The 24926-nt window shown below is 63.5% G+C and carries 22 protein-coding genes; 10 read left to right on the forward strand and 12 right to left on the reverse strand.

Features of this window, described 5'->3' with window-relative positions:
* The 3 genes from H6718_23400 to H6718_23410 all read right to left on the reverse strand — a co-directional run bounded on the left by H6718_23400 (position 1) and on the right by H6718_23410 (position 3076).
* Complete coding sequence (locus H6718_23400) at positions 1-909, reverse strand: alcohol dehydrogenase catalytic domain-containing protein (GenBank protein ID MCB9588374.1); 909 nt, start codon at positions 907-909, stop codon at positions 1-3.
* 62 nt (positions 910-971) lie between these two features.
* Positions 972-1850 (reverse strand): SDR family oxidoreductase, encoded by an 879-nt coding sequence (locus H6718_23405; GenBank protein MCB9588375.1) that lies wholly within the window; start codon positions 1848-1850, stop codon positions 972-974.
* A gap of 77 nt (positions 1851-1927) precedes the next feature.
* Positions 1928-3076, reverse strand: coding sequence for a hypothetical protein (locus H6718_23410; protein MCB9588376.1), 1149 nt, complete (start codon positions 3074-3076; stop codon positions 1928-1930).
* A gap of 121 nt (positions 3077-3197) precedes the next feature.
* Between H6718_23410 and H6718_23415 the strand changes: the two genes are divergently transcribed.
* Both H6718_23415 and H6718_23420 read left to right on the forward strand, forming a co-directional pair.
* A complete protein-coding gene (locus tag H6718_23415) occupies positions 3198-5810 on the forward strand; it encodes a TonB family protein (protein ID MCB9588377.1) in 2613 nt (870 codons plus the stop codon).
* 3 nt (positions 5811-5813) lie between these two features.
* Complete coding sequence (locus H6718_23420) at positions 5814-6599, forward strand: hypothetical protein (GenBank protein MCB9588378.1); 786 nt, start codon at positions 5814-5816, stop codon at positions 6597-6599.
* A 3-nt stretch (positions 6600-6602) separates the two neighbouring features.
* Here H6718_23420 and H6718_23425 read toward each other — a convergent pair whose 3' ends face one another.
* Together H6718_23425 and H6718_23430 are read right to left on the reverse strand one after the other, a co-directional pair.
* Positions 6603-7565: an alpha/beta hydrolase gene (locus H6718_23425; GenBank protein MCB9588379.1), complete on the reverse strand. Its 963-nt coding sequence runs from the start codon at positions 7563-7565 to the stop codon at positions 6603-6605.
* 35 nt (positions 7566-7600) lie between these two features.
* Positions 7601-8296: a hypothetical protein gene (locus H6718_23430; protein MCB9588380.1), complete on the reverse strand. Its 696-nt coding sequence runs from the start codon at positions 8294-8296 to the stop codon at positions 7601-7603.
* A 218-nt stretch (positions 8297-8514) separates the two neighbouring features.
* On the opposite strand from H6718_23430, the gene H6718_23435 reads away from it, so the two are divergent.
* The 3 genes from H6718_23435 to H6718_23445 are packed head-to-tail and all read left to right on the forward strand — an operon-like array spanning position 8515 to position 12835.
* Positions 8515-9255, forward strand: a complete 741-nt coding sequence (locus tag H6718_23435) for an ABC transporter ATP-binding protein (GenBank protein MCB9588381.1) — start codon at positions 8515-8517, stop codon at positions 9253-9255.
* Positions 9252-11618 (forward strand): ABC transporter permease, encoded by a 2367-nt coding sequence (locus tag H6718_23440; protein ID MCB9588382.1) that lies wholly within the window; start codon positions 9252-9254, stop codon positions 11616-11618. Before H6718_23435 ends, H6718_23440 begins: the two co-directional genes overlap by 4 nt.
* Before the next feature lie 11 nt (positions 11619-11629).
* Positions 11630-12835, forward strand: coding sequence for an HlyD family efflux transporter periplasmic adaptor subunit (locus tag H6718_23445; protein MCB9588383.1), 1206 nt, complete (start codon positions 11630-11632; stop codon positions 12833-12835).
* Between the two features lie 79 nt (positions 12836-12914).
* Here H6718_23445 and mscL read toward each other — a convergent pair whose 3' ends face one another.
* The 6 genes from mscL to H6718_23475 all read right to left on the reverse strand — a co-directional run bounded on the left by mscL (position 12915) and on the right by H6718_23475 (position 16843).
* Positions 12915-13313 (reverse strand): large-conductance mechanosensitive channel protein MscL, encoded by a 399-nt coding sequence (mscL, locus tag H6718_23450; GenBank protein MCB9588384.1) that lies wholly within the window; start codon positions 13311-13313, stop codon positions 12915-12917.
* 155 nt (positions 13314-13468) lie between these two features.
* Entirely contained in the window at positions 13469-14698 is a 1230-nt protein-coding gene (locus tag H6718_23455) for a hypothetical protein (GenBank protein MCB9588385.1), read from the reverse strand.
* Positions 14699-15041: 343 nt separating this feature from the next.
* Positions 15042-15560 (reverse strand): hypothetical protein, encoded by a 519-nt coding sequence (locus H6718_23460; protein MCB9588386.1) that lies wholly within the window; start codon positions 15558-15560, stop codon positions 15042-15044.
* Between the two features lie 100 nt (positions 15561-15660).
* A complete protein-coding gene (locus H6718_23465; protein MCB9588387.1) occupies positions 15661-16053 on the reverse strand; it encodes a hypothetical protein in 393 nt (130 codons plus the stop codon).
* Complete coding sequence (locus tag H6718_23470) at positions 16050-16310, reverse strand: hypothetical protein (protein ID MCB9588388.1); 261 nt, start codon at positions 16308-16310, stop codon at positions 16050-16052. Before H6718_23470 ends, H6718_23465 begins: the two co-directional genes overlap by 4 nt.
* Entirely contained in the window at positions 16307-16843 is a 537-nt protein-coding gene (locus tag H6718_23475) for a sigma-70 family RNA polymerase sigma factor (protein MCB9588389.1), read from the reverse strand. Before H6718_23475 ends, H6718_23470 begins: the two co-directional genes overlap by 4 nt.
* A gap of 394 nt (positions 16844-17237) precedes the next feature.
* Between H6718_23475 and H6718_23480 the strand changes: the two genes are divergently transcribed.
* From H6718_23480 to H6718_23495, 4 genes are all read left to right on the forward strand, one after another.
* Entirely contained in the window at positions 17238-18500 is a 1263-nt protein-coding gene (locus H6718_23480; GenBank protein ID MCB9588390.1) for an efflux RND transporter periplasmic adaptor subunit, read from the forward strand.
* 35 nt (positions 18501-18535) lie between these two features.
* Complete coding sequence (locus H6718_23485; GenBank protein MCB9588391.1) at positions 18536-19237, forward strand: ABC transporter ATP-binding protein; 702 nt, start codon at positions 18536-18538, stop codon at positions 19235-19237.
* Positions 19234-20439 (forward strand): ABC transporter permease, encoded by a 1206-nt coding sequence (locus tag H6718_23490; protein MCB9588392.1) that lies wholly within the window; start codon positions 19234-19236, stop codon positions 20437-20439. The genes H6718_23485 and H6718_23490 overlap by 4 nt, the downstream gene beginning before the upstream one ends.
* Positions 20440-20681: 242 nt before the next feature.
* Positions 20682-22274 (forward strand): TolC family protein, encoded by a 1593-nt coding sequence (locus tag H6718_23495; protein MCB9588393.1) that lies wholly within the window; start codon positions 20682-20684, stop codon positions 22272-22274.
* Positions 22275-22277: 3 nt separating this feature from the next.
* Here H6718_23495 and H6718_23500 read toward each other — a convergent pair whose 3' ends face one another.
* Positions 22278-23918, reverse strand: coding sequence for a long-chain-fatty-acid--CoA ligase (locus H6718_23500; protein ID MCB9588394.1), 1641 nt, complete (start codon positions 23916-23918; stop codon positions 22278-22280).
* A gap of 155 nt (positions 23919-24073) precedes the next feature.
* Here H6718_23500 and fghA point away from each other — a divergent pair, with 155 nt between their 5' ends.
* Entirely contained in the window at positions 24074-24916 is an 843-nt protein-coding gene (gene fghA, locus H6718_23505; GenBank protein ID MCB9588395.1) for an S-formylglutathione hydrolase, read from the forward strand.
* Positions 24917-24926: the final 10 nt, after the last annotated feature.

Consider the following 24926-nt stretch of genomic DNA (forward strand, 5'->3'; position numbering starts at 1 on the left):
TCAGCTCGGCGCGAGGCTGAAGAAGAGCTTCTTCTGTTCGCTCGCTTGCGCGAGCGCGAAGACGTCCGCGAAAGCTTCGAGGGGCTTCTCTGGGGCGAACAGATCACGCACCTGCAGGCGTCCCTCCGCGATCCAGCGCAGGCCCCGATCCATATCGCCGTAGTCCGCGCTCAGCAGGCGAAGGCGCTTCTTCACGCACAGGCCGATGTCGAGCTCGACGGGTCGGCGTGAACGACTCTTCAAGACCAAGGTGCCGCCTGGCGCCAGCGCGACGAGGGCGTTCTGGATCAACTGGGAGTCGGCGCACGTCTCCACGCAGAACGCCTGAGACGCTTCGGGTTGTTTTGTGCTGGGCTCCGCCAGGCTCACGCGCTCGAAGCCCGCAGCCTGGAGCACCCGATGAGTCAGCTCTGCGATGCGTCCGCTTCCGAGGACTAGACCTGGCAGAGCCTTGGGGAGATCCAACTCGAGCACCGCCATGGAGGCTGCGACTGGCTCCGCGAAGGCCCCCGCCATGAAGTCGATTCCGTGGGGTAAAGGATGCAGGCAGGCTTGTGGCACGCTGACGAACTCGGCGAAGGCGCCGTCGAGGTCGACCCCCAGTTGCAGCCTGGTGGTACAGTCCTTTCCGCCAATGCATGCGGGGCAGCAGCCACACGCGACGAACGGCATGCAGGCGACTCGGGTCCCCGCCGGGATGCCACCACCATGGGCCTGCTCCACCACACCGGCAAACTCGTGTCCAAGCACCAGCGGGTCACGGGTGCTGAGGCGGCCTGCGGCGACTTCGCAATCCGTGCGGCAAAGACCAGCGCTGACCACGCGCACCAGCGCCTCACCTCGAGCCAGCTGAGGCTCTGCAACCTGCTGCAAGCCGACTCTTCCCCTGGCGCGGACCAAAGCCCTCATGGTGTATAATTTACACTATTGAGATTGGCCTACCAGGAGGTTTTGCGACAACGCCGTGCCAGCTAGTTCAAGGCACTGATTTTACTTGGGGTTTCGCCCTTGGTCTGGGCGCTTGGCTGCTCCAGCGCTGCCTTCTGCATGACTCGCATGCGCTTGGCTGCGGGGCCGTAGAGCAGGCGCAGGATGAAGCGGGGCGTCAGCCCGGACATCGTGGAGGTGAGCTTCATCAGAGCGCCAGGGATGATGATTGCTTTGTTTCGCTTGAAGCCAGCCACGGCCGCCTTCGCGCACTGCTCTGCGCTGATACTCACGAAGTCGGGCAGCTTGGGCGTCTCGAAGTCTGCCGCCACTTCTTCGAACTCCGTGCGCACCGGGCCAGGGCACAGCTGACTCACGACGACGCCTTGGGAGGCAACCTCGAGCCGCAAGCACTCGGTGAAGCCCGTCACGTAGTGCTTCGTGCCGACGTAGGTGGCGAACCCGGGCATGAAGTTGAGCCCAAAGCCTGAGCTCACCTGGAGCACGCCGCCGCGTCCACGCTCGACCATTCCGGGCACCAGCCGATGGGAGAGATACGTCAACGCGGTCACGTTGAGGTCCAGCATGCGCTGGTTCTTTTCCCACGAGGAAAGATCGAACATCGAAATGTCGCCGAGGCCCGCGTTGTTGATCAACACATCGATGGGCCCCACCTCGCGCTCGATGCGCTCGAGGGCCGCATCAGTCGCCGAACGGTCGAGCAGATCACAGCTCTGCACGAAGACGTTCAGCTTTGGCCGCTCCGAGCGCAGCTCCTTGGCGAGCTGTTCAAGACGCTCCGTGCGCCGCGCGAGCAACACCAGCGCCTTCGCTCGCGACGCCAGCTGACGCGCCAGTTCGCTTCCGATCCCCGACGACGCACCAGTGATCAGAATCACCCCATCCAAAGGCGGCTGAGCCATGGGGGGCAGTATGGGAAGCGGCTCTTGCGACCGCAACCCCGCTGTTGAACGAAGTTCAGTTGGCGTCGGCCCGCGAACTAGTGACTGTGTTCGAAGCCGGGCGCGTAGCAGAGGCCGTCCTGATTCAGGTGGCCCATAGTCGAGGCGTTGAAGACCAAGAAGTCGTGAAGGTCGGCGATGGAGTCATTGCCTTCGGTTTCGAAGGTCACCTCCGAAGGCAAGCTCGGCAACGTGTACTCACTCGCATCGACGCAGCTCCTCCACGGCAGCGCCGCTCCGCTGCTGTCGGTCACAGGAGCCAGCGGAACTCCGACCAGGTCGTCCGTCGTGACCACGAACTCGCCACCCACGTCCTTCGCTTGCGCTGCAAACTGGTTGAAGAGCGGTATGGCTCCATGGTCAACCGTGTCCCAGAACAAATGATCCGTATGGATCGTCGCTTGAACGGTGGTCTCACCTCCCGCCTTGACCTGGATGCCGCGCTGGAACTCCTCGCCGTCGAACGCGCTGCCGGTGTTCTCCGGGTTCTGACAATTCTCCATGGAAACGTCGGCTTCAAAGCCGAAGCGGAACTTCACCTTGGTCGGTAGCGTATTGAAGTCGTAGCTGTCTTTGCTGGCTGAGCAGTCCGTGCCCTTGAAGGTCGCCGTGCCCACGAGCAGGTGCGTCCAGTGGTTCTGCTTCATCTCCGCCCAGTCGGCATCATCCGCGGTGAAGCCCTGGAGGTTCGTCACCTCATCCGATGCGTCTATCAGGCTGTATCCGAAGGCGTAGCGTTGGCTCGCGTCGAACGCGCCGCCACCGTTCAGGTTCTGATTCTCCAGACGACCGAGTGTCCAGGCGCGCTCGGCGCCTCCGCCTTTGCCAACGAGATCTCCAGGCGCAGCGAGGTTGACCGCAAAGGGACCGGGAAGGCTCGCGACGCGCTTGCCAACCTTGGACTGATCCGTGGGCGACGTGTCTGGAGACTCCGAGACGTGCACGTCACTGACCACGACCAGTACCTTGCTGAACTTCACTTCCCAGCCGTCGCCAAAGAACGCTTCGACGCCGGGTTGTGGGGGGAAGGGATAACCCTCGAGAGCGAGCTCCTCGCCTGACGCCGAGACCACGATGGCGCCTCCGTTGCTGGCGGTCGTCTCGTCCTCTGCACTGCTGCACGCGAGAGTCCCGAACCCTCCGAGCGCCAACAGAGCTCCAACTTGAAGCGTTGCTTTGCGAATCATGCGGACACATCTAGCGGGCCCCAGTCGCTAATGCAACTGTGTTGCAAATAAAAATTTGTTACATTGGCTTGCCGATAGCAAAAGCATCGGTTAGGCAGCTGGCCACTGGATTGAAGGCACCGTGTCCCTAAAACAAGCTCGTTTCCTCCGCGCGGCGCGTCGTGTTGTCCTGCGGCGCTGGCTCTCGGCGCTGCCCGTGTGCGGCGTGCTGGCCTTGGCTAGCGTCGCCAGTGCTCAACCCGCTGATGTACGGCCTCCTGAAGTGGTCGAGCGCGTCGACGCCGACTATCCTCAGACGGAGCTCGACGCGAAGCACGAAGGGCAGGTGGTGCTGTTTGTCACCGTCGGCACCGATGGCTTGGTGATGGACGCCGTCATCGAGAAGTCTGCCGGTGAAGACTTAGACAAAGCAGCGCTGAATGCCATCAAGCGCTGGCGTTTCACGCCAGCGACGAAAGGTGGACAGCCCATTGCCGCGAAGATCCGCGTGCCCTTCGACTTCAAGTTGCCGAAGCCTGCGGGGTCACCACCCGCGGGGACGCCTGCGCGACCTGCGGCTGACGCAACGCCCTCAAAAGGCGCCTCACCCCCCAAAAAAAAGGCGGAGCCGCCGCACACGCCGGATGACGGCCACGATCACGCGACGTTCCAGGATGACGGGGAGATCATCGTCGTCGGTCGCGCGCGGGCACCTCAGCGTGGCGCTTCCGATATCAACATTCGACTGGGTGCGCTAGGGAAGGCTCCGCGAGGAAACGCGGCGGAGCTGTTGAAGCTAGCGCCCGGCATTCTGCTCAGCAACGAGGGCGGTGACGGTCACGCGCAGCAAGTCTTTCTGCGTGGCTTCGACGCGCGAGAAGGCCAAGACATCGAGTTCTCCGTGGACGGTGTACCGATCAATCAAGTCGGCAACATCCACGGCAACGGCTATGCGGACACCAACTTCATCATCCCCGAGTTGGTGGAAGAACTCCGAGTGCTCGAGGGACCCTTCGAGCCGCAGCAAGGCAACTTCGCGGTCGCAGGCTCTGCGGACTACCGCCTGGGACTCGATCAGCGAGGCCTGACCATGAAGTACATGGCGGGCTCCTTCAACACCCAGCGGCTGCTGCTCTTGTGGGGACCAGCGCACGAGAGCCACCACACCTTTGGCGGCGCTGAGCTCTACGACACCGACGGCTTTGGTCAGGGGCGCGCCTCGCGTCGTGGCTCGGCGATCGGTCAATACGAGTGGCGCATTGGCCGCACTGGCCTGTGGCGGGTGACCGGGCAAGCCTACAGCGTGGACTACAAGAGCGCCGGCGTGCTGCGAGCCGACGACTACTATGCCGGGCGGAAACGTTTCTACGACACCTACGACGACTGGCAGGGCGGGCAGGCGACGCGCTTCAGCATCTCCAGTGCCGTCGAGCAGAAGGCCGGCGACACGCTGTTCAAGCAGCAAGTGTTCGTGGTCGATGGCTCGATGCGCCTGCAAGAGAACTTCACCGGCTTCTTGCTGGATACCCAGCAACCTCTGCAAGATCCCCACACTCAGCGCGGCGACCGCATCGACAAGAACATCGATACCACCACCATCGGCGCTCGCGGGTCAGCGCGCTGGAGCGGCAAGGCCCTGGGGCAAAAGCAGGAGTTCGAGCTCGGCTACTTGGCGCGCGGAGACCGCGCGGAGGGCTTGCAAGAGCGCGTCCAGGCTAGCAACGGTGTGCCCTACGCCAAGGACCTCGACTTGGAGTCGAAGACGGCGAACGTGGGCGTGTACGCCGACGCGGCGGTCAAGCCCATCGGTTGGTTCACGTTGAAGGGCGGCGTGCGCGGGGAGCTCTTTACTTACGACGTGCTCAATCGCTGCGCTGTGAACGACGTGCGTTTCCCTGCGGGAGCGGGCTTCGATGGAGACACAGGTTGCTTCTCTCAGCAACCGGCGGGGGAGTATCGCCTGCCGACCCAGCGCACCACCACTTCGGGCTCGACGGTGCTGCCGCGGGCGGTGGCGCTGTTCGGGCCTTTCGAGGGCTTCGCGATGAGCGTCGGCTGGGGTCGCGGCGTGCGCGCCATCGATCCTCAATTCGTCAATCAAGACGGGCAGGCACCGTTCTCGGGGATCACTGCGTATGAAGGCGGCGTGATGTACGCTCACCAGCTGGGAGATGTGGCGCTCGTTGCGCGGTCGATCTTCTTCCAGACCGAGGTCGAGCAAGACTACCTCTTCAGTCAGACCGCGGGGCGTAACACCCTCGCCAACGGCACGACTCGCACCGGTTGGGTCGGCGCTGTGCGTGCGACGGGGGACTTCTTCGACGTGAACACCAACCTCACCCTGGTGCGCTCGACCTTCGATGACACGGCCCTAGCCATTCCTTATGTGCCGAGCGCCGTGGCCCGCGCCGACGCGGCGTTCTTTGGTGACCTACCGATTGAGTTCGGTGGCAGTGCGCTGAAGGCGACATCGAGCCTCGGGGCGACCTACGTCGCGCCCCGCCCGCTGCCCTACGATGAGCTGTCGGACTCGATCTTCACGCTGGATGCGGCAGCCAGCGTTGGCTGGAAGAGCCTCGAGTTTGGGGTGCACGTGTCGAACTTGCTCGACCGCCAGTATCGCCTCGGCGAATACAACTACCCAAGCGATTTCCATACGGAACCGACCCCAACGCTGGTCCCTGAGCGTCACTTTACCGCTGGTCCCCCACGCGCCGTCTACGCGACCTTCGCCGTTCACCTGGGAGAGGACTGAGCCATGCGAAGCTGGATTTTGAGCGTGGCCCTACCGCTGCTCGCTGCTTGCGCGCCAAGTACGGGAGGCGGCAGCTTGCAGTTCGATGCCTATGCAGCGGGTCCGGAGTCGCTCCCCGGCGACGGCACGTACGCCTTCGACACCCCGGCGGGCTACCACGTGGAGCTCACCCGAGCGGACCTCAGGGTGGGCGCCGTGTACCTCAACGAGCAGGTGCCGCTGCCGGGAGCCGCGGACCGCGATTGCTACTTGCCTGGAGTCTATGTCGCCGAGGTCAATCAAGGCGTCACCGTCAACACGCTGAACCCCGCGCCTCAAGCCTTTCCAGAGCAGGGGATCGCCCTGGAAGAGCGCGCGTACACCGGCGAGGTTTGGTTATTGGGGGAGGGGACAGACATCGACGCGGCGGAAGATCCTCACGTCATCTTTGCTGCTGCCGGTACCGCGACGCGGGGCGATGAGAGCTGGCCCTTCGACGCGAGCCTCAGCATCGGCAGCAACCGACGCATCACGCCGACGGATCCGAAGCAGCCGGGGGACAACCCGATGTGCGGCGAGCGCATCGTCTCGCCCATCCCAACGAACATCTTCCCCAAGTCGGGAGGCGCGCTGACGCTGCGCATCGATCCAGCAACGTTCTTCCGCGACGTGCAGTTCGACCAACTCGAACAGGTGAGCGACGACCCACCCCTGTATCGTTTCCGCGATGTAACGGATGGGCAGCCGAACATCAACGTCTACCGCGGCCTCCACAGCACCAAGAGCGCGTACTCCTTCAGCTGGGAATAGCTGCTACTGGTACTGGCTGAGGTACCCTCGAACCGCATCGAGCACCTCGTCCATCTGCTCGACGAACATCCGGTGCCCTGCGTTTTCGATGGTCACCACCTCGGCGTCGCCGAACAACGGTTGATGGTAGCGCTGCTGGTAGTCCGGACCGAGCGCCGAGCAGCTCCCGGCGAGCAACAGCACCTTGCGCGGAAACGCGTCGAGGCCCTTGGCAAAGTCGAACTCGAACGAGCCTCCTGACAGCCCTGCCCCCATCAGCTTGCCGCGGCGGTACTCGACGAACGCGCCAGGTCGCCACACAGGCCAACGCGGGGGATGGTCCGCGTCGCAGAAGTAGTTCGTTTGGTGGCCGTTCTCGAGTAGCAGCAGCGCCTTGTAGTCCATGGCTTCGTGACTCGAAGGCGAGAGTACTTCGGTCTGCCAGTAGGTTTCGCTGAGCTCGGGGTTGAAGAGGTCGATGTTGATCACCTGATCAAAGGTGTCGCCGAAGAGTTGACCATTCAGCCCTCCCGGCTCGACCAGCACTGCTTGATCGACGCGTTCCGGATAGCGACTCATGTACAGCGCGGAATACATCGCACCAAAGGAGTGGCCGATGAGTGAAACGGGTCGGTTACCAGCGTACCGCGCACGGATCTCTTCGATCTCCTCGACGACCGAGTCGAAGGTGTATTCGTCCCCTGTCACGCGCTCTGACAAGCCGTTTCCGCGCTGATCCCACATGATGACGTAGTAGCGGTCACTCAGGGCCTCAAACGGCAGCAGCGCGCGATAGTCGGAGAGGGAGCCATGGAGTAGGAGCAGCGGTGGGTTTTCGGCATCGCCGAAGGTTTGCAAGTGCACTTGGCGGGAATGACCAGCGATGCGCAGGGTGACCTGCGGGAGCTTGGAGTCTTGATCCGCGGTCGGAGGCACCAGGTTGCCCGGGTCTGTCGGCGAAAGACACTGCGACAGGGACAGTGCCATGAGGCACAAAAGGGGGACCAGCGAACGGCGCAGGGCTACCATCTGTAGGCTCCTTCCGTACGGATGTAAAACGGGACCCCTCCGATGGATGGGTTGTCGATCGCGCCTTCGACTTGCGGGCTGTAGTCGAAGCCAAGCACCCCGGAGAACTCGAGTCTCTCGGACGCAAGCCATCCTCCGGCGACCCCCACGTGGTAGCGCGCGGCGGGGAGCCAGTACCAGCCGTCCTGGGGGCCCTCCGCTCCCCCGCTTCCGTCGGGATATCGGTTGCGGTACAAGTCCCGCACCCGGTCCGAGTGAGCAATGTAGGTGCTGAGCGCGAGGCGCCCGGCGAGCTCCAGAGCGAGACTCCAGCGCTGATGGTAGTAGCCTGGCCGCAGGCTCAGTTCGCCGCCAAGCCCAAGCTTCTTTCCTGTGGCGTCGTTCGCGAGCACCAGGGTGAAGTGGCTACCCGTTGCCATACCGAAACCTGGCGTGTTCCAGAAGCGCTGACCTCCGAGCCAGATCTTGAATGCGTTGGCTCTTGGGATCTGCGTCAGTGGCAGTGCGAGTCCTGCATCGAGCTGGGTCCCGCTGACGCCCAGTGGGGTGTCCAGGCCACGAGAGTAGCCGAGCGAAACCAACCACGTTGGATCCCACCCAAAGCCGAATCCCGCGCGATTTGCGTCTACGAGCGGGGCGGTGCCAATCGGTTGCGCGTTCGCCGCGCGGGGCGCCAGCTGAAGAGTCAAACAAACCAGCAGCAGGTGCAGAGGAGATCTGGCAAAGGAAGTCCGCCCGTACTGCACGGAAAACCTGCGAAGCAAGCGCCGTACCTAGCAGAAGATCCACACGGAAAACGGAGGGCGAGCCCACTCTGCTCAGGTTCTTTGGTACTGCCTGTGTCGCAGAGCCGTTTGGCCATTTCGCGCATTATCTTCGGGTTGCCGTCGCGCGTGCGGGCCCTACGATGGGCCTCGCGAGGCGGCCGGTGCAGCGAACGACAGGTGAGCGTGTCCTCTGGATGCAGCAGGTGACCAAGATCTACCTCATGGGGGAGGTCGAGGTGCGCGCGCTGCGAGGGGTCGACTTCGCGCTCCACGCCGGGGAGCTGGTGGTGCTGCTCGGTCAGAGCGGAAGTGGCAAGTCGACGCTGCTCAATATCCTGGGCGGACTCGACGAGCCAAGTGAAGGCCAGGTGTTCTATCAGGGGCGTGACCTCAGCCGTGCCTCGGGGCGCGACCTGACAAATTACCGTAGGGAAAGTGTTGGCTTCGTCTTCCAGTTCTACAACTTGATCCCGAGCCTGACCGCCCTCGAGAACGTCGCGCTAGTCACGGACATCGCGAAGGACCCTCTCGACCCGTTGGAGGCGTTGGACCTCGTGGGCCTGAAGGAGCGTGCCGGCCACTTCCCAGCGCAGCTGTCAGGCGGCGAACAACAGCGTGTTGCGATCGCGCGCGCCGTAGCCAAGCGGCCCCAGGTCCTGTTGTGCGACGAGCCCACGGGTGCACTGGATTTCGAGACGGGGATCCGTGTGCTGGCGGTGATCGACCGCATCAACCGGGAGCTGGGCACCACCACCGCCGTGATCACCCACAACGCGCCCGTGGCAGCTCTCGCGGACCGTGTCGTCACATTGGTCGACGGCCGTGTGGACAGCGATCTGACGAACACGGAGCGCATGCCTCCAGAAGCGATTCGCTGGTGAGGGCCCTCGACCAGAAGTTGCTCCGCGACTTGGTCGGGCTCAAGGCGCAGGTGTTCACGATTGCGTTGGTTGTCGCCTGCGGGATCGCCAGCTACGTGACCCTACACAGCGCCTATGACTCACTGATCTACAGCCGCGACGCCTACTACGAGCACAACCGCTTTCCTGACGCCTTCGCTCACCTCGAGCGTGCGCCCAAACCTTTGGCCAAGCGCCTCGCGCTCCTGCCTGGGGTGGCGAGCGTCGAGACGCGCATCCAGGAGGTCGCGCTGGTGCCGGTGAAGGACCTGGACCGGGCGGCCACAGGGATTCTCGTTTCCATTCCCGACGAAGGCACGAGCCAGCTCTCCAAGTTGCACCTCACGCGGGGCCGGCTACCCGACGAGAAGCGCAGCGACGAAATCGTCGTCCTGGACGCGTTCGCGGAGGCGCACCAGTTCGCCCTCGGGGATTCCCTCGACGTCATTGTGAATAGCAGCCTACGCAAGTTTCGTATCGTGGGTGTCGCGATGTCACCGGAGTTCGTGATGACGATGCCTCCAGGAGGCATGTCCTACGACCCTAAGCGAGCGGCCGTGTTGTGGCTCCGAGAGCGGGTGCTGGCGTCGGCGTTTCAGCTGGAAGGCGCCTTCAACGATGCACAGTTCAACCTCGAGCCCGGCATCGATCCAAAGGTTGCGTTGCAGGGCATCGATCGCGTGCTCAAGCCGTATGGCGGTCTCGGCGCCGTGGCGCGTGAAAAGCAAGCTTCGAACTACATGTTGAGTGGGGAGCTGACCCAGCTCGAGAGCATGGCCACCGTGGTGCCAGCGATCTTCCTGTTCGTCGCTGCGTTCCTCTTGAACGTGGTGCTGTCGCGCTTGATCACCCTGCAGCGCTCGCAGATCGCCACGCTGAAGGCGGTAGGCTACGACGATCGAGCGATTGGCCTTCACTACCTGGAGCTGGTGAGCGTGGTCGTCGTGCTCGGCGCCCTCGGGGGTGTTGCTCTCGGCGCGTGGCTCGGTGACGCGATGACGCAGATGTACACCGGGCAGTACTTCCGCTTTCCCGATCCGGAGTATCGCTTGGAAGCGCGGGTGGTGGTGTTCTCACTCGCCGTGAGTCTTGTTTCCGCGTTGATCGGTGCGGGGTCCAGCGTGTGGGCGGTTGCGCGACTCCCACCGGCGGAGGCGATGCGACCGCCAGCGCCAGCTCGCTATCAGTTTGGGTTCTTGAATCGCATCGTGGGCTCTCGCTTGGTGAGCGTCGGCGGTCGCATGGTCGCGCGCGAGTTACTCCGGCGCCCGTTCAGGGCGCTGCTGTCCGCGGTCGGCGTCGCTTTTTCGATCGGTATCGTGGTGGTCGCCGGTTTCTGGTTCGACGCCATCGACAACCTGCTGAACGTCCAGTTTCACGAGTCGATGCGCGAGGACCTGAACGTTACGTTGAGGCAACCGGCGCCGGAGCGGGCCATTCGAGAGCTCGGCCACCTGCCGGGTGTGCGCTACGCAGAGGGCTACCGCAATGTCTCGATCCGTTTTTCCGCGGGGCATCACGCTCGGGATGGTGTGCTGATCGGGATGCCGCGTGATTCCGAGTTGCGGCGGGTGGTCGACCGCGCCGGCGAGAAGAAGCGGGTGCCTGAGCGCGGGGTGCTGCTTTCAAAGGAACTCGCCAAGCGCCTGGATGTGCGGGTAGGGGACGAAGTCCGGGTAGAACTTCGGGAGGGGGATCGGAGCACGCGGCACGTTGCGGTGACGGGCCTGGTGGATGACGCATTCGGTCTCCAGGGCTACATGAATCAGGCGGCGCTGGCGGCGCTGCTTGGGGAAACCCCGAGCGTGAATTTGGCAGTTCTGCGTATCGATTCTCTGCACCGAAGCGAGGTGTTGAAGCGGCTGAACGACTACCCAGGGGTCCTCGCAGTCGCCGCTCCGTCCGACCTTCGTGAGCAGTTCGAGGCGCAGAGCGGCGAGATCATGTACGTCTACACCTTCATCATGGCGCTGTTTGCCAGCGTGATTGCGATCGGCGTCGTGTACAACGGTGCGCGGGTATCGCTGTCTCAGCGAAGTCGAGACTTGGCGAGCTTGCGCGTGCTGGGCTTCACACGCAGCGAGATCGCGAGCGTGCTGTTCGGCGAACTCGCCGTGCATATGATTCTAGCAATTCCGCTTGGAATTTGGTTTGGCGGCGTGCTTTCCAAGGGCTTGATGGCGGGGGTGGATCCAGAGATCTACCGCCTGCCCATCGTGCTATCGCCGCGCACCTATGCCTTCGCGGTGAGCGTGGCGATCGGCTCCGGCCTGATCAGCGCGCTCCTGGTACGGCGCAAACTCGACAAGCTGGACCTGATCGGGGTCTTGAAGACCCGTGAGTAGCGAGCACTGAAATGAAGAACCACAAGAACCTCGCACGCTGGGTCCGACGCATCGCTGTGTTGACCCTCGCGATCCTCGCGCTCGCGGCCATCGTGATGGCCTGGCTGCCGAAGCCAGTGCCTGTCGATTCGGCCAAGGTCGAGCTGGGTGAGCTGACGATCACCGTGGACGAGGACGGCCGCACACGCGTCAAAGATCGGTACACTGTTTCCGCGCCGATTGCGGGCAATGTGGCCCGCATCGAGCTCAAGCCGGGAGTCGAGGTGGAGAGCAAGCAGGTGCTGGCGCGCATCGTGCCGGTGAGCTCGCCATTGCTCGACCCGCGCAGCAAGCAGCAGGCTGAGGCGCAGGTGCTCGTCGCCTCAGCTGCTCAGCGCCAGGCGCGGGCGCAGATCGACCGCGCCGAGGCTGCCCTTGAGTACGCAAAAAAGCAGGTTACCACGCGCAAGGCGTTGGTATCCCAGGGCGCCTCCCCCCAAGCCGAGCTGGACCGCCAAGAGCTGGAGTTGCGTTCGCGCAAGGCCGAGCTGACCTCGGCCAAGTTTGGAGCGAAGGTGGCCGATCACGAGCTTGGGATGGCACGCGCCGCCCTAGGCCAAGTATCCGGGGGGAAAAAAGATTCGCAACAGCTGGACGTTACGAGCCCCATCGCTGGCCGCGTGCTCAAGTTGATTCAGGAGAGCGAAGGGGTGGTTCAAGCTGGCTCTCCGCTGGTCGAACTTGGAGATCCACAAGCCCTCGAGATCGTGATCGACGTCTTGACCAGCGATGCCGTGCAGATCAAGCCTGGTGCGCCGGTGCGTGTCGTTGCCTGGGGAGGACCTGACCTGAAGGGCCACGTACGGCAGATCGAACCGTCGGCCTTCACCAAGCTGTCCGCTTTGGGAGTCGAGGAGCAACGGGTGAACGCCGTGATCGACCTCGATGAACCCTACGAGAAGTGGAAGGCCCTGATGGATGGCTACCGAGTGGAGGCCAAGATCATCGTGTTCCAGGCCCAGAGTGTGCTCAAGGTGCCGGCGAGCGCATTGTTTCGCAAAGGGGACAGCTGGGCGGTCTTCAGCATCAGCGATGGCAAGGCGCAGCTCCGCGAGGTCTCCGTCGGTCGCAGCAACGGTCTCGAAACGGAGATCACCGGCGGCTTGGAGGCGGGAGCGACGGTGATCCCTCACCCCAGCGATCGAGTGACCGACGGTGCCAGTGTGCTGGCGCGCTAGCTGAATAATTCCGTACGGAACTAGCTGCTGGGTTGGCTTGCCTCTGCCTAACTTGACTCAGGCTAGCTTGACTCAGGGCTCAGCTCTTGGCCTTGAGCAAGTCGCGGATCTCAGTGAGGAGCTTTTCCTCGGCGGAGGGCTCGGCCGGAGGTGCGGGCGCCGCCTCTTCCTTGCGCCGCACGCGATTGATCACGCGCACCATGAAGAACACCGCGATCGCGATCAGTAGAAAGTCGAAGACGTTCTGCAGAAACATCCCGTACTTCAGTGCGACCGCCGGCTTCTCCCCCTCAGCGGCCTTCAGAATGTACTCCAGCTTGGTGAAATTCACGCCACCGGTGAGCACACCGATTGGTGGCATGACCACGTCGGCGACGAAGGAACTGACGATTTTGCCGAAAGCCCCGCCGATGATCACACCGACCGCTAGGTCGACGACGTTGCCTTTGACGGCGAACTCTTTGAACTCACTAACGATGCCCATGTTGGTCAGGCTGTATGACGCTAGCTAAGCGGCGCCGTCAATCCAATTGAGGTCTCGAACTGGATGTGTTCAGCGCCGCCCGAATCCTGCCGCTTGGGGTGTCCCGTTTTGGTACGGAAACTCCTCGAGTTGCTTCGTGAACGGATAGCTCAGCCTGCGTTCGCTGAACCGCTGGCCGAAGCGCTGGCCTTCACTGAGACATTGATGCTCACCGCCGCATCGGCTTGGGCCTTCAGCGACGCAGCCACGCACGCACCGGCCTTGATAGCGGCCTGACCCCCGCCGCTGATGGCGGCCTTCGCTCCTTCGAGTGTCGTCTGCACATTCGCCACCGCGCGCTCGAGCTTGCCCTTCAGGCCGAGGGTGACCTTGAGCAGCGCCGGTAGGTGTGCCTTCAACGCGGCCTTGAGCTTCATCGCCGCCTGCGCGTCTGCCGCGCCTTGGATGTTCACGCGCACTTGGGCGGGGACGCACTCCACCTTGCCGCTGACCTGAGCGTCACAGCTTGCTTCACATTCTGCGCTCATCTTCGGGGGCTTCACCTCACCGCTGCACTTCGGCTCTTTGATTTCCACGCTGCAACCACCGGAGCACGAGCCCTCACACTTGGCTTGGCCTTTCATCTCGCACCGCGCGCTGCAGCTGCCTTTGCAGGTACCCGCGCAGCTGCCTTCTGCTTCGCCCTTGCAAGTGCCGTCGCAGGTGCCGTCGCACTTGCCGCCACTCATGGCCGCGCCGTCACACTTGCCGTCGCAGGTGCCCTTGCACTCTCCGCTGAACTTCCCGCTGCACTCCCCTTCGCAGCTCGCGGTGCAGGTACCGCTGCACTGCGCGCCGGCCTCGACGGTGCACGAACCCTTGCACTCGCCTTCGCACTTTCCGCTGATCTCGCCCCCTTCACACTGCACTTTCGCAGAGCCCGGCTCGACCTTGGCGTCGCATTGCGCGGCGCAGTCCGCCATCGCGCTCATCGAGGCCTCGCACTTGGGTGGGACGACTTTGACTTGCAGCGTGCCTTTGGCCTTCGCCTTCAGGTCACCGATGGCCTTTGCGGCCGCATTGCAGGCGGCTTCCGCCTTCTTGCCTGGGCCGTCTTCCTTCGGCTCGATGTCAGTCGCGCCGAGGTCTTTCGCCAAGTCGCCGCACGCCGTCGCTACATCGGCTTCAATTTCCACAGCCATATTTTGCAATGCGGCGCCAGCCGCGAGCGCCGCCTTCACCTTGCCTTCGGCTTCTGCCGCGAGGCCGAAGTTGGCTTTCATGGCTGCCTCGGCGCTATCCGGGCAGCCACCGCCACCAGGGAAGCCGGGCACGCACTGCACGAACGCCGGAGCGACCAGAACCGAAGCGATGACGGGCCAGTATTTGAAGGACTTCATGCGGGCGATTGTCACCCGAGCCTTCGAGATTGGCCATGCAGAAACGCGAGGCGCCCGTAGGGTGCGTTTCCGCTCTGTGTTGTCTTGAGACTTTCGCTAGCGACAGTAGCGGTCTTCGCAAGCGGTACGACAGGGACCCCGAGTGTCTGCCTGTGGCGGGGTTGCGCTGCTCCGATCCGATTCGGGGGAGTTCTCTCCGCAACGTTGCATGCAGGCGTTGACCTCTGGCGTGCAGCTACGCCGTGCTGGGCCACAGCCGCCAAAGCTCAGCAATACGACGCACGTGAGAACAGCGAGGACTAGGTAGCGGGTCACACGGAGAGCCTAGCAGACGTTGAAACAATCAGGGAACGCACACACCAAAGCTACCGAGCACGAACTGGCAGTGGTAGCCCTCGCTCACCCGACACTCCTCGTCACGCATGCAGGGGGGAGTGCACATACTGAGGGTTACGCTGCTCATCCCGCCGGAAACGGAGGTGGTCGTACAGCCTGCGTTCTCCCCGCATTCGTTGCCGCCTTCGTTTGAACAGGCCTTGCCGCAATATCCGCCGGGAAACGTAATCTCCGGAACTGGCCCACCGCCGATGGTGGTCCAGCACTCACTGCCTTCGACCAATGTGCAGTCCGCGTTGGTGGTGCACGGGTCGCCGATGTCGCCTCCGCCGGTCGTTGTGCCGGCGCTTCCGCCACTGGCGCCGTTGCCGCTGCCCCCGTTTCCGCCGTTACTGCTCCCGCCGTTGCTGCCTGCGGAGCCTCCTTGTCCGGAACCGCCCGCGCCGGGGCTACCGTCGCTCGCGCTGCAGCCTGCCATCACCGCGAAGCCAGCCAGAACCACACTGGCACACACCCGAAGCCACACCATGTCTCTCTGTACCGCGTTTCCGCGGGTGGTTCTAGGTCGCGCGACCGGTGTGCCTCTCCCCCAAACCCGATCCCAACTGCTGAAGCGGCGGCGTTGGCTAGGACTTGCCTTTTCCTCGGCGCCGCGCCTCAAGTTCCTCTTGCAGCTGCTTGTGCTTGTCTCGCTGCTCAGGGGTCAAGAGGGCATCAATTTCTTCGGTCACCTTGGCTTTGAGAGCCTCGTGTTCCGGGCGGCACTTCTCGAAGGCTTGCTTGCGCTCGCCTTCGTGGGCCTCGAAGACTTTGCGCACGCCGTCGGTTTGTTCGGGGGTGAGGTCCAATCGGCGGCGCATGACCTCGACCATGAAGTTTCGTCGGGCTTCCGGTGTGGGCCGATCCATCAAGCGCCCCACGCGATCCAGCTGAGTCGCGCGCATGCCGAACGCACCGGCGACCCCGCCAAGCCCGAAAGCCAGCACCAGCGCTAGGGTGTTCTTTCCGCGAGGAGTCATTGTGAGAGTTCCAGGCTGTCGATCAGCGTCAGCGCGGTCGTGTCCACTTGACGTTGTTCGATTTGAGCCACCCAGATCGCGATTGCGGCCGCCGCAGCGAAGCAGCCAAGCAGGACACCACGGGACTTCCAGCTCTCCCGTTCGACGCGTTCACGGATGCGGGCCATGACGCGAGCTTCGAAGCCCGCACTCGGCGCGAGGCTGTCCGTGGCTCGGGCAAGAGCCGCTAGCTGCTGGAGATCCTCGTCGCTGTTCATGTCTCGCCTCGTCGCTTACTCAAGTTGGCGCGCGCCCTGATCAAGCGTTGCTCTACTGCGCCTTCGGAGCAACCCAGGATGTCAGCGGTCTCCGCTGTGGAGAACCCTTCCACCGCTCTCAAGATCAACACCGTGCGTTGTTCGACGGACAGCTCGGAGAGCCATTCATCGAGCTCGCGAAGCGCGAGGCGACCGTCAGGGTCGACGCTGGTATCAGCTTCCGGCTCGATTTCGTCAGCTTCACTGACTGGGCGCGACTTGCGTCGGCGCGTAGCGTCAATCGCGGCATTGCTCACGATGCGGTAGAGCCAGGTCTGCACGCTGGAGCGGCCATCGAAGCGGCCGTCGGTGAGCGCATTGAAGGCCTTCACGTAGGCCTCCTGCAGGACGTCCTCGCCATCGCTGGTGCTACCCGAGAGCCGAGCGGCCAGGCGAAAGAGGCGCCCTTGGGTTTGTCGGACGATGCCGGTGAACGCCTCGACGTCACCCTTCGCCACGCGTCGGGCCAGCAGGCTGAGGTCGGGCTCAGCCATTGGCGGGGGTGGGTGAGGAGTCGGGCAGGCATAGCAATCCAGCGCGCCTCGTCCCGCGCCGGACGCGTTGCTGCCGGCAAAGGGCTCGAGGTGTGCTGTTTGGACGCGCCGTCACGAACTTTCCCTACGATGGAATGACAGTTGGAAAACCGAGGCGTTAGGCCACCGAAGCGAAAAAGGACACCCCAAGCAAGCGAGCGCCGTAGATCGCCGCCAGTGGCCAGGGCGTTAACCCGCATCCCAAGCTGGGAAACTGCCTCGGGTTTTTCTCAGTAGCCTAGGGTGTTTGCGTAGGGAGAACGCTCGTGGTTGCGTCCATGGCTCGATGACGAGCGCACCCCCAAGCTCCCGCTCCGCCCCGAACGTCGGCGCCGAACTCAAACAGAAGGTCCAGATGAACAAATCTCGGACCCGAAAGTGGCTCTGGCGGGTGGGTATCCTGCTTGTGCTCGTCGGCATCGGGTTTGGCGTCTGGAAGTGGCGGCAGGCGGCTCAGCGCGCCAACGCGCCGACCTTTGAGACCGAGCCGGTCGTGAAGGGGGAGCTGAAGGCGACGGTTACCGCGACAGGCACCCTCGACGGTCGGGACTCGGTCGAAGTCGGCGCGGAAGTGACCGGCAACATCAGCAAGATCTACGTCGACTTCAACGACCGAGTGAAAGCCGGCGACATCCTGCTCGAGATCAATCCCGAGACACTGATCGCGAACAAGAACTCGGCGTCTGCCCGCCTGAGCGCGGCGCGCGCTTCGTATAGCTCAGCCAAGGCCAGCGCCAAGGAGGCGAAGACAACGCTGAAGCGCACGCGGGAACTATCCAAGAAGGGACTGGTGTCCACGGCGGAGCTCGAGTCGGCGGAGGCCGCGGCAGCGCGAGCGGATGCACAGGTCCGTTCGACCTCTGCGGACATCCTGGTCGCCAAGGCTTCAGTCGATTCATCAGATACCGCGCTCAAGAAGGCGACGATTCGCTCGCCGATCGACGGCGTGGTGCTCTCGCGTAGCGTCGAGCTGGGGCAAACGGTGACCGCCTCTTTGCAGACGCCGGTGTTGTTCTTGATCGCGCGCGATCTGACCAAGATGGAGCTCTCGGTGCAAATCGACGAGGCGGACATCGGTCGTGTGAAGGAAGGTCAAGACGCCACGTTCACGGTGGACGCGTATCCGAAGCGTGAGTTCAAGGCGACGCTGCGCTCACTGCGCAACGTGCCCACCACGACGGACAACGTCGTCACCTACGAAGCGGTGCTCGATGTGACCAACGACGACCTCTCGTTGCGTCCCGGCATGACCGCCACCGCAATCATCACCACCGAACACGTGAAAGACGCAGTGCTAGTGCCCAACGCGGCGTTGCGCTTCACGCCACCAGCGGCGAAGAAGTCCTCTGGTTCCGCGCGCAACCCGTTGATGATGGGCGGACCCCGAGGAGGACGAGGAATGGGCAAGCGCTCGAGAGGTGCCGGCTCCGCCGCGCCCGCGGGGAGCGCCGAACCTCCCGAGGAGGACAGTGAAACCGTTTGGATCTTGGAAGGGCGCCGACCGCGTCCCGTCAAGGTGAAGACCGGCGTCAGCGATGGCACCAGCACGGAAATCAAGTCGGGGCTCGAGGCTGGCGGGGAGGTAGTCGTCGACTACGTCACCAGCGAGGAGAAGTAGTGCAGCTCTCCGAGGTCCAGCGGCGCAACGCGACCATCCCCTGGTTTCAGCTCGAACAGATCACCAAGGTCTACGGGCGAGGGGAGTCCGAGGTGCGCGCCCTCGACGGCATCGATCTCTCGATCTTTGCCGGAGAGTTCGTTTCCGTGATGGGGACCAGCGGCTCAGGCAAGAGCACCTGCATGAACATCGTCGGCTGCTTGGACCGACCAACGAGCGGGCGCTACCTGTTCCACGGCGTCGACGTCGGACAACTCGACGCCGATCAACAAGCACTCCTACGCCGGCACTACATCGGCTTCGTGTTTCAAGGCTTCAACTTGCTGGCGCGCACCACGGCGCTCGAAAACGTTGAGCTACCGCTGGTTTACCGTCGGGTTCCGAAAGCCGAGCGCAGGGAGCGGGCGATCCTGGCTTTGAGAGACGTTGGCCTGGAAGGGCGCGAAGATCACACGCCCGCCGAGCTGTCCGGTGGACAGCAGCAGCGCGTCGCCATCGCACGCGCCCTGGTATCTGAGCCTTCGCTACTGTTAGCAGACGAGCCAACCGGCAACCTTGATTCCGCGCGGAGCGAAGAGATCATGCGCCTGCTCGTGCGGCTCAACGAGGAGCGTGAGCTGACCATCGCGATGGTGACTCACGAGCCCGACATGGCGGAGTTCGGCACCCGCATCGTCACCTTCAAGGACGGCCAGATCATCGACGATCAACCGACCCAAAGGATGCGGCGCGCATGATTTGGGCCACCTTCCTCATGGCTTTGCGGGAGATCCGCCGCAACGCGATGCGCTCGATCCTCACCATGCTGGGCATCGTGATCGGAGTCGCGGCGGTCATCACGATGACGATCATCGGTGAGGGCGCGACCCAGAGCGTGAAGAACGACATCTCCGCGCTCGGCGACAACATGCTGATCGTGTCTCCGGGGTTTTCGCGACGAGGACCGCCTTCGGGCGGATCCAAGAGCTTCGATGAAGCCGACGTGAAGGCGATCCAGAAGCAAATCTCCGGGATCGCCGCGATGGCGCCGGCTGCGAACCGTTCGGCCACGGTAGTCTACGGAAACACCAACTACACCACCCAGGTGACGGGGACCACGGAGGGCTTCTTCCAGACTCGCGGCTACAAAGTTGCAGAAGGTCGTCTGTTGAACGACGTGGACGTGCGCCTGGGCCTCGCCGTATGTGTGATCGGCGAGACGGTGCGCAAGAACCTGCTGGAGGGGGTCGACCCGATCGGTGTGGCGCTGCGCGTGGGCAAGATGACCTGCACCGTGGTCGGTGTGCTGGAGTCCAAGGGCTCCTCCGCGATGGGGTCAGATCAAGATGACCTGTTGGTGCTCCCCCTGCGGCAGTTTCAGCGACGCATGGCGGGCAACCGCGACATCCCCACCATCTACATTTCAGTCGCGAGCAACCGCTCCACTACTTCGGTCAAGGAGCGCATCGAGAGCCTACTGCGAGAGCGCCGCAACATCCGTCCGCCAGCAGAGGACGACTTCAACGTGCGTGACATGGCTGAGATCGCGCAAACTGTGTCTTCCGCGACGGGGGCGCTAACAGCGCTGCTCGGTGCCATCGCTGCCGTCAGCCTGGTCGTCGGTGGCATCGGTATCATGAACATCATGCTCGTCTCGGTTACGGAGCGTACCCGAGAGATCGGCATTCGCGTGGCAATCGGCGCGCTGGGGAGTGAGGTGATGCTTCAATTCCTCACGGAAGCGGTGGTGCTGTCTACCCTCGGCGGCATCATCGGGATCCTGTTCGGTGCGGGCATGGGCTTCGGAATCACGAGCTTGATGAAGCTGCCGTTCGTCCCGGCGCCCGGCATCATGATCATCTCGTTCGTCTTCTCGGCGTTCGTTGGCGTGGCTTTTGGATATCTGCCGGCTAGGAAAGCCGCTCAGCTGAAGCCCATCGACGCGCTTCGCCACGAATAGCAGCCTTTTAGAGCCAGAAACCGACTCGTGTCTCACCCCCAAACCCAGGATAGATGGCCGAGAAGTGTCCCAAGTCCGGGACGAGCCGTCCCAGTACTGACACCGCAACCTCGGCCGGAACTGGGTTCCTGAGTCCCGGATTTTTTCTCAACCGTCACTCTGGCGAGTGACATCCCGCCGCAACGGCCCCAGGTACCCCCCGAGTTTTGCCTCCCTGCTGACCGCCTAGGAAGACCCCTCAGATGATTAGACGACGAACTCTGCGCCTTGCTCGCTTTGCGATCCCCAGCCTAGGCGTGCTTCTGATTAGCCAGCTCGCCACCGCCGCACCGCGCAAGCTGTCCGAGCGCCAGACGGTGGAGCTTGCCATCAAGGACAACCCGTCGCTCCAGGCATCACTGCTCGACGTAGAGCAATCCGAGGCTGAAGTCGACTCCGCAGAGGGCACCTTCACGCCTACGTTCTCCGCGGACGCTGGTTACACCCACACCACGAGTCCGCGAGCGGGCAGCGACGGCAGCTACACCTTCAGCAAGAGTGACGTGTGGACCGTGGGCTCCGGCTTGGACCACCGGTTTCCGTGGGGTACTGCTGTTGGTTTTCGACTGGAAGGCGCTCGCTCAACGTCGAGCTTCTCCGGCGCCACGACCACTGCTGGCGGCCTTGGTGGTCTCGGGAGCACCGAGAGCGGCCCGACCTATAGCCTGACTGGGCGCGCGAGCATCGTGCACCCTCTGCTCAGGGGCTCCGGTCGCGAGGTCAATGAGGCGCCAATCCGCACGGCAAAGCTCTCCAAGACAGCGGCCGAACGCAGCCGTGACCAGGCGGCGAGCAGTCTGCTGCAAGACGTGTTGAACGGTTACTGGGAGCTTTGGTACCAGGATCGCGCTGAAGACATCGAGCGCCAAGCCCGGGACACCGCCAAGCGTCAGCGTGACGAGGCGGACGAGCGCATCAAAGCCGGCGCGCTGGCTCCCGTCGAGCTGCTCAGCTACGAGACGCGCCTCGCGCAGCTAGACCAGTCCCTGGCCAGCACCGAAGCAGCGACCAAGCAGCGCTCCGTAGAGCTCTCGCGCTTGATCGGTGACGACGACAGCAACGAGGATTTGAAGACGTCCGCGGACTCAGTGCCCAAGAACCTCACGTTGCCGCTCTCCAAGAACGAAGCTTTCCGCGCGGCAGAGGAAGAGTCGCCGGATGTCAAGCTGCAAGAGGCGCAGCTCCAGCTGGCGCGGGAGCGCGTGGTCACCGCTGGTGAGTCCGAGCGCTCGCGGCTCGATCTCGAAGGTTACGTGCAGGGAGACAGCGCGGCCTACCGCGAGGTACCGCCAGTGCCGGATCGCTTCGTCACCGAACCCGCGGTGAGCGTGCACGTCGGCATCACGTTCGAGATGCCGCTGTCGGGCCAAACCCGCAGCGCCGACCGTCGTGCGGCGTCTCTCGCCGTCGAGTCGGCGCGCTCTCGCCTGCGGGCGACGCGCCAGGCTGTACGGTCCCAGGTGGCGGCTGCATACGTCACTGCGGATACGGCCCGCCGCCGCGTGGAGCTCGCCGAGAAGACGGTGGTCGTCGCGACCAAACAAGTCGAGGCTCAGAAGGCTCGCTACGAACAAGGCAGCGCGATCTTGCTCGAGGTACAGCAGGCAGAGGACTCGCTGCGCTCCGCACAGCTCACCGTGCAGCGCGCTCGCGTGGATGAGGTCAAGGCGCTGATTAGCCTGGAGCACCTCACGGGCGGCCTCCTTCAGCGTTACGGCAACCTGGTGCCGAAGAAGGTTCGTGAAGCTGCCGCGCGGAAAAAGATCCGCGCGGTGGCTCAAATCGGGCCGCTGTGAGCCTCACTCGTCGTTCGCTGTGGGCAGCTTGTAGTCCTTGAACTGCTCGCGAAGAGCCGTCTTGAGGATCTTGCCGGTCGCGGTGTGTGGGATCGTGTCGACGAACTGCACGTCGTCGGGCATCCACCACTTTGCGACCTTGCCTTCCAGGTAGCCGAGCACGCTCTCCTTGGTGAGCTCCGCACCTTCTCGCTTGACCACAATCAAGAGCGGCCGCTCCGCCCACTTCGGGTGCGCGATACCAATCACCGCGGCCTCTGCGATGTCGGGGTGCCCAACGGCGGTGTTCTCCAGGTCAATGGAGGAGATCCATTCGCCGCCCGACTTCACGACGTCTTTCGAGCGATCGGTGATCTGCATGTATCCGTCGGGATCCAAGGTCGCGATGTCACCGGTGTCGAACCAGCCACCCTCGTTCAAGATGTTCCCGCCCTCGCCCTTGAAGTAGCCCTTGGTCACCCAGGGACCGCGCACCAACAAGTGGCCGAAGGCCTTGCCGTCGCGGGGCATCGACTTTCCGTCGTCATCCACGATGTCGAGCTCGACGCCCCACACCGCGCGGCCCTGCTTCACTTGCACATCGAGCTGATCCGCCGCGCTCATCGCCGCGTGCTTCGGCAGCAGGTTGCCCACGGTGCCGAGGGGGCTCGTCTCTGTCATGCCCCAGGCATGCACCACATGGGCACCGTGCTTCTCCTGAAACGCCTCAATCATCGAGCGCGGAGCCGCGGAGCCGCCGATCACCACGCGCTTCAGCTCGGGCAACGTCAGGTTGTGCTCCTGCATATGGTTTAGCAGCATCAGCCACACCGTGGGCACGCCGGCGGTTAGCGTGACTTTCTCTGTGGAAAGTAACTCGAAGACACTCGCGCCGTCCAGCTTGGCGCCGGGGTTCACTACCTTTGCGCCGCACATCGGCGCGGCGTACGGGAGCCCCCACGCGTTCGCGTGGAACATCGGAACCACCGGCAACACCGCGTCCTGGCTCGAGAGCGCGAGGCCTTCACCGGTCAACACGATGAGCGAGTGGAGCACCGTGGAGCGGTGCTCGTACATCACGCCCTTGGGGTTGCCCGTGGTGCCCGACGTGTAGCAAAGGGAGGAGGCGGTGCGCTCGTCCAAGTCGGGCCAGGAGTAGCTCGAGTCCCCGTCCTCGATCAGCTCCTCGTAGCAGATCGCGTTCTTCAGCGAGGTGTCGGGCATGTGCGCCCGATCCGTCATCACCACGTAGCCCTTCACGCACCCGAGCTTGTCCGCGAGCTTCTCGAGCAGGGGGACGAACGTCAGATCGATGAACACATACGCGTCCTCTGCGTGGTTCACGATGTAGACGATTTGCTCGGGGAAGAGGCGCGGGTTGATGGTGTGGCAAACGGCGCCCATGCCTGAGACGCCGTAGTAGATCTCCATATGGCGGTAGCCGTTCCAGGCCACGGTCGCTATGCGATCGCCCAGCTTCACGCCGAGCTTGCCAGACAGCGCGCTCGCCAGCTTGCGGCTACGCTCCTCGCACTCTCGGTAACCGTAGCGGTGGATGGGGCCCTCCACCGTGCGCGACACGATCTCCGTGTTTCCGTGATAGCGCGCCGCGTACTCGACGAGTGAGGAGATGAGTAGCGGACGGTCCTGCATCAATCCCTGCATGTGAGTCTCCCTCGGAGAGCGACCTCGGCGTCGCTCGAGCTACGCGCCAGCGCGCGTGATCATTCGCCTCGGGGGTGGTCCCGAAGCGTGAATCAGGTGAAGTCCCTCCGGCTGCTTTTCGGTCAGCCGGTCCGCGGCCATGGTAGACGGATCCCATGCAGCTCGACACCCAGAAGGCTCATCGCGCGTTCGGGGGGACGCAGGGTTACTACCGTCATCAAAGCGCCGTCACCGGCACGCCCATGGACTTCGCCGTATACACGCCGGATCCCGAACGCCATCCCGGGCCTTGGCCGGTGGTGTGGTTCCTCTCGGGGCTGACTTGCACCCCAGACAATTTCGTCGTCAAGGCGGGGTCTCAACGCGTTGCGGCGGAGCTCGGCCTATGCATCGTTGCGCCGGACACGAGCCCGCGGGGGATCGAGCTCGAGGGCGACGCCGAGCACTACTGGTTCGGGAAATCAGCTTCGTACTACCTCGACGCGAGCGCGGAACCGTGGAGCAAGCACTACCGCATGTTCAGCTACCTGAGCCAGGAGCTGCCTCAGGTCGTCGAGGCGAATTTCTCTGTGGATTTAGATCGTCAGGCGATCAGCGGTCACTCGATGGGTGGACACGGCGCGCTCCTGATGGCACTCAAAGAGCCCGGGCGCTTCAAGCGAGTCTCGGCGCTAGCGCCGATTTCTTCCTTCACCCGTTGCCCTTGGGGGGAGACCGCCGTGGAGCGTTTCTTTGGTGGCGATCTGAAGGCCGCTGAAGCCTTCGATCCCGTTCGCCTGTTGGAGGCCGGCGGCAGCTTGCCGCGCACCTTGGTCGACCAAGGTGGGGCTGATCAGTTCTTGACGGAGCAGCTGCGCACGCCGCTCTTGTCTGCGGCCCTCGAGGCGCGCGGCGTCAAGCACACGCTACGCATGCAACCCGGCTACGATCACAGCTACTTCTTCGTCGCGTCCTTCTGTGAGGAGCACCTACGTTTTCTCGCGGAAGCGCTGATCTGAGCGAAGCAAC

The organism is Polyangiaceae bacterium (genome assembly GCA_020633205.1).
GTDB lineage: Bacteria > Myxococcota_A > Polyangia > Polyangiales > Polyangiaceae > JAHBVY01.

Bases quoted from the DNA above. Each gene is read 5' to 3' on its own strand.
- H6718_23400 (MCB9588374.1), bottom strand. From the start codon at position 909: ATGAGGGCTTTGGTCCGCGCCAGGGGAAGAGTCGGCTTGCAGCAGGTT.
- H6718_23405 (MCB9588375.1), bottom strand. From the start codon at position 1,850: ATGGCTCAGCCGCCTTTGGATGGGGTGATTCTGATCACTGGTGCGTCG.
- H6718_23410 (MCB9588376.1), bottom strand. From the start codon at position 3,076: ATGATTCGCAAAGCAACGCTTCAAGTTGGAGCTCTGTTGGCGCTCGGA.
- H6718_23420 (MCB9588378.1), top strand. From the start codon at position 5,814: ATGCGAAGCTGGATTTTGAGCGTGGCCCTACCGCTGCTCGCTGCTTGC.
- H6718_23425 (MCB9588379.1), bottom strand. From the start codon at position 7,565: ATGGCACTGTCCCTGTCGCAGTGTCTTTCGCCGACAGACCCGGGCAAC.
- H6718_23435 (MCB9588381.1), top strand. From the start codon at position 8,515: ATGGGCCTCGCGAGGCGGCCGGTGCAGCGAACGACAGGTGAGCGTGTC.
- H6718_23445 (MCB9588383.1), top strand. From the start codon at position 11,630: ATGAAGAACCACAAGAACCTCGCACGCTGGGTCCGACGCATCGCTGTG.
- H6718_23455 (MCB9588385.1), bottom strand. From the start codon at position 14,698: ATGAAGTCCTTCAAATACTGGCCCGTCATCGCTTCGGTTCTGGTCGCT.
- H6718_23465 (MCB9588387.1), bottom strand. From the start codon at position 16,053: ATGACTCCTCGCGGAAAGAACACCCTAGCGCTGGTGCTGGCTTTCGGG.
- H6718_23470 (MCB9588388.1), bottom strand. From the start codon at position 16,310: ATGAACAGCGACGAGGATCTCCAGCAGCTAGCGGCTCTTGCCCGAGCC.
- H6718_23475 (MCB9588389.1), bottom strand. From the start codon at position 16,843: ATGGCTGAGCCCGACCTCAGCCTGCTGGCCCGACGCGTGGCGAAGGGT.
- H6718_23480 (MCB9588390.1), top strand. From the start codon at position 17,238: ATGAACAAATCTCGGACCCGAAAGTGGCTCTGGCGGGTGGGTATCCTG.
- H6718_23490 (MCB9588392.1), top strand. From the start codon at position 19,234: ATGATTTGGGCCACCTTCCTCATGGCTTTGCGGGAGATCCGCCGCAAC.
- H6718_23495 (MCB9588393.1), top strand. From the start codon at position 20,682: ATGATTAGACGACGAACTCTGCGCCTTGCTCGCTTTGCGATCCCCAGC.
- H6718_23500 (MCB9588394.1), bottom strand. From the start codon at position 23,918: ATGCAGGGATTGATGCAGGACCGTCCGCTACTCATCTCCTCACTCGTC.
- fghA (MCB9588395.1), top strand. From the start codon at position 24,074: ATGCAGCTCGACACCCAGAAGGCTCATCGCGCGTTCGGGGGGACGCAG.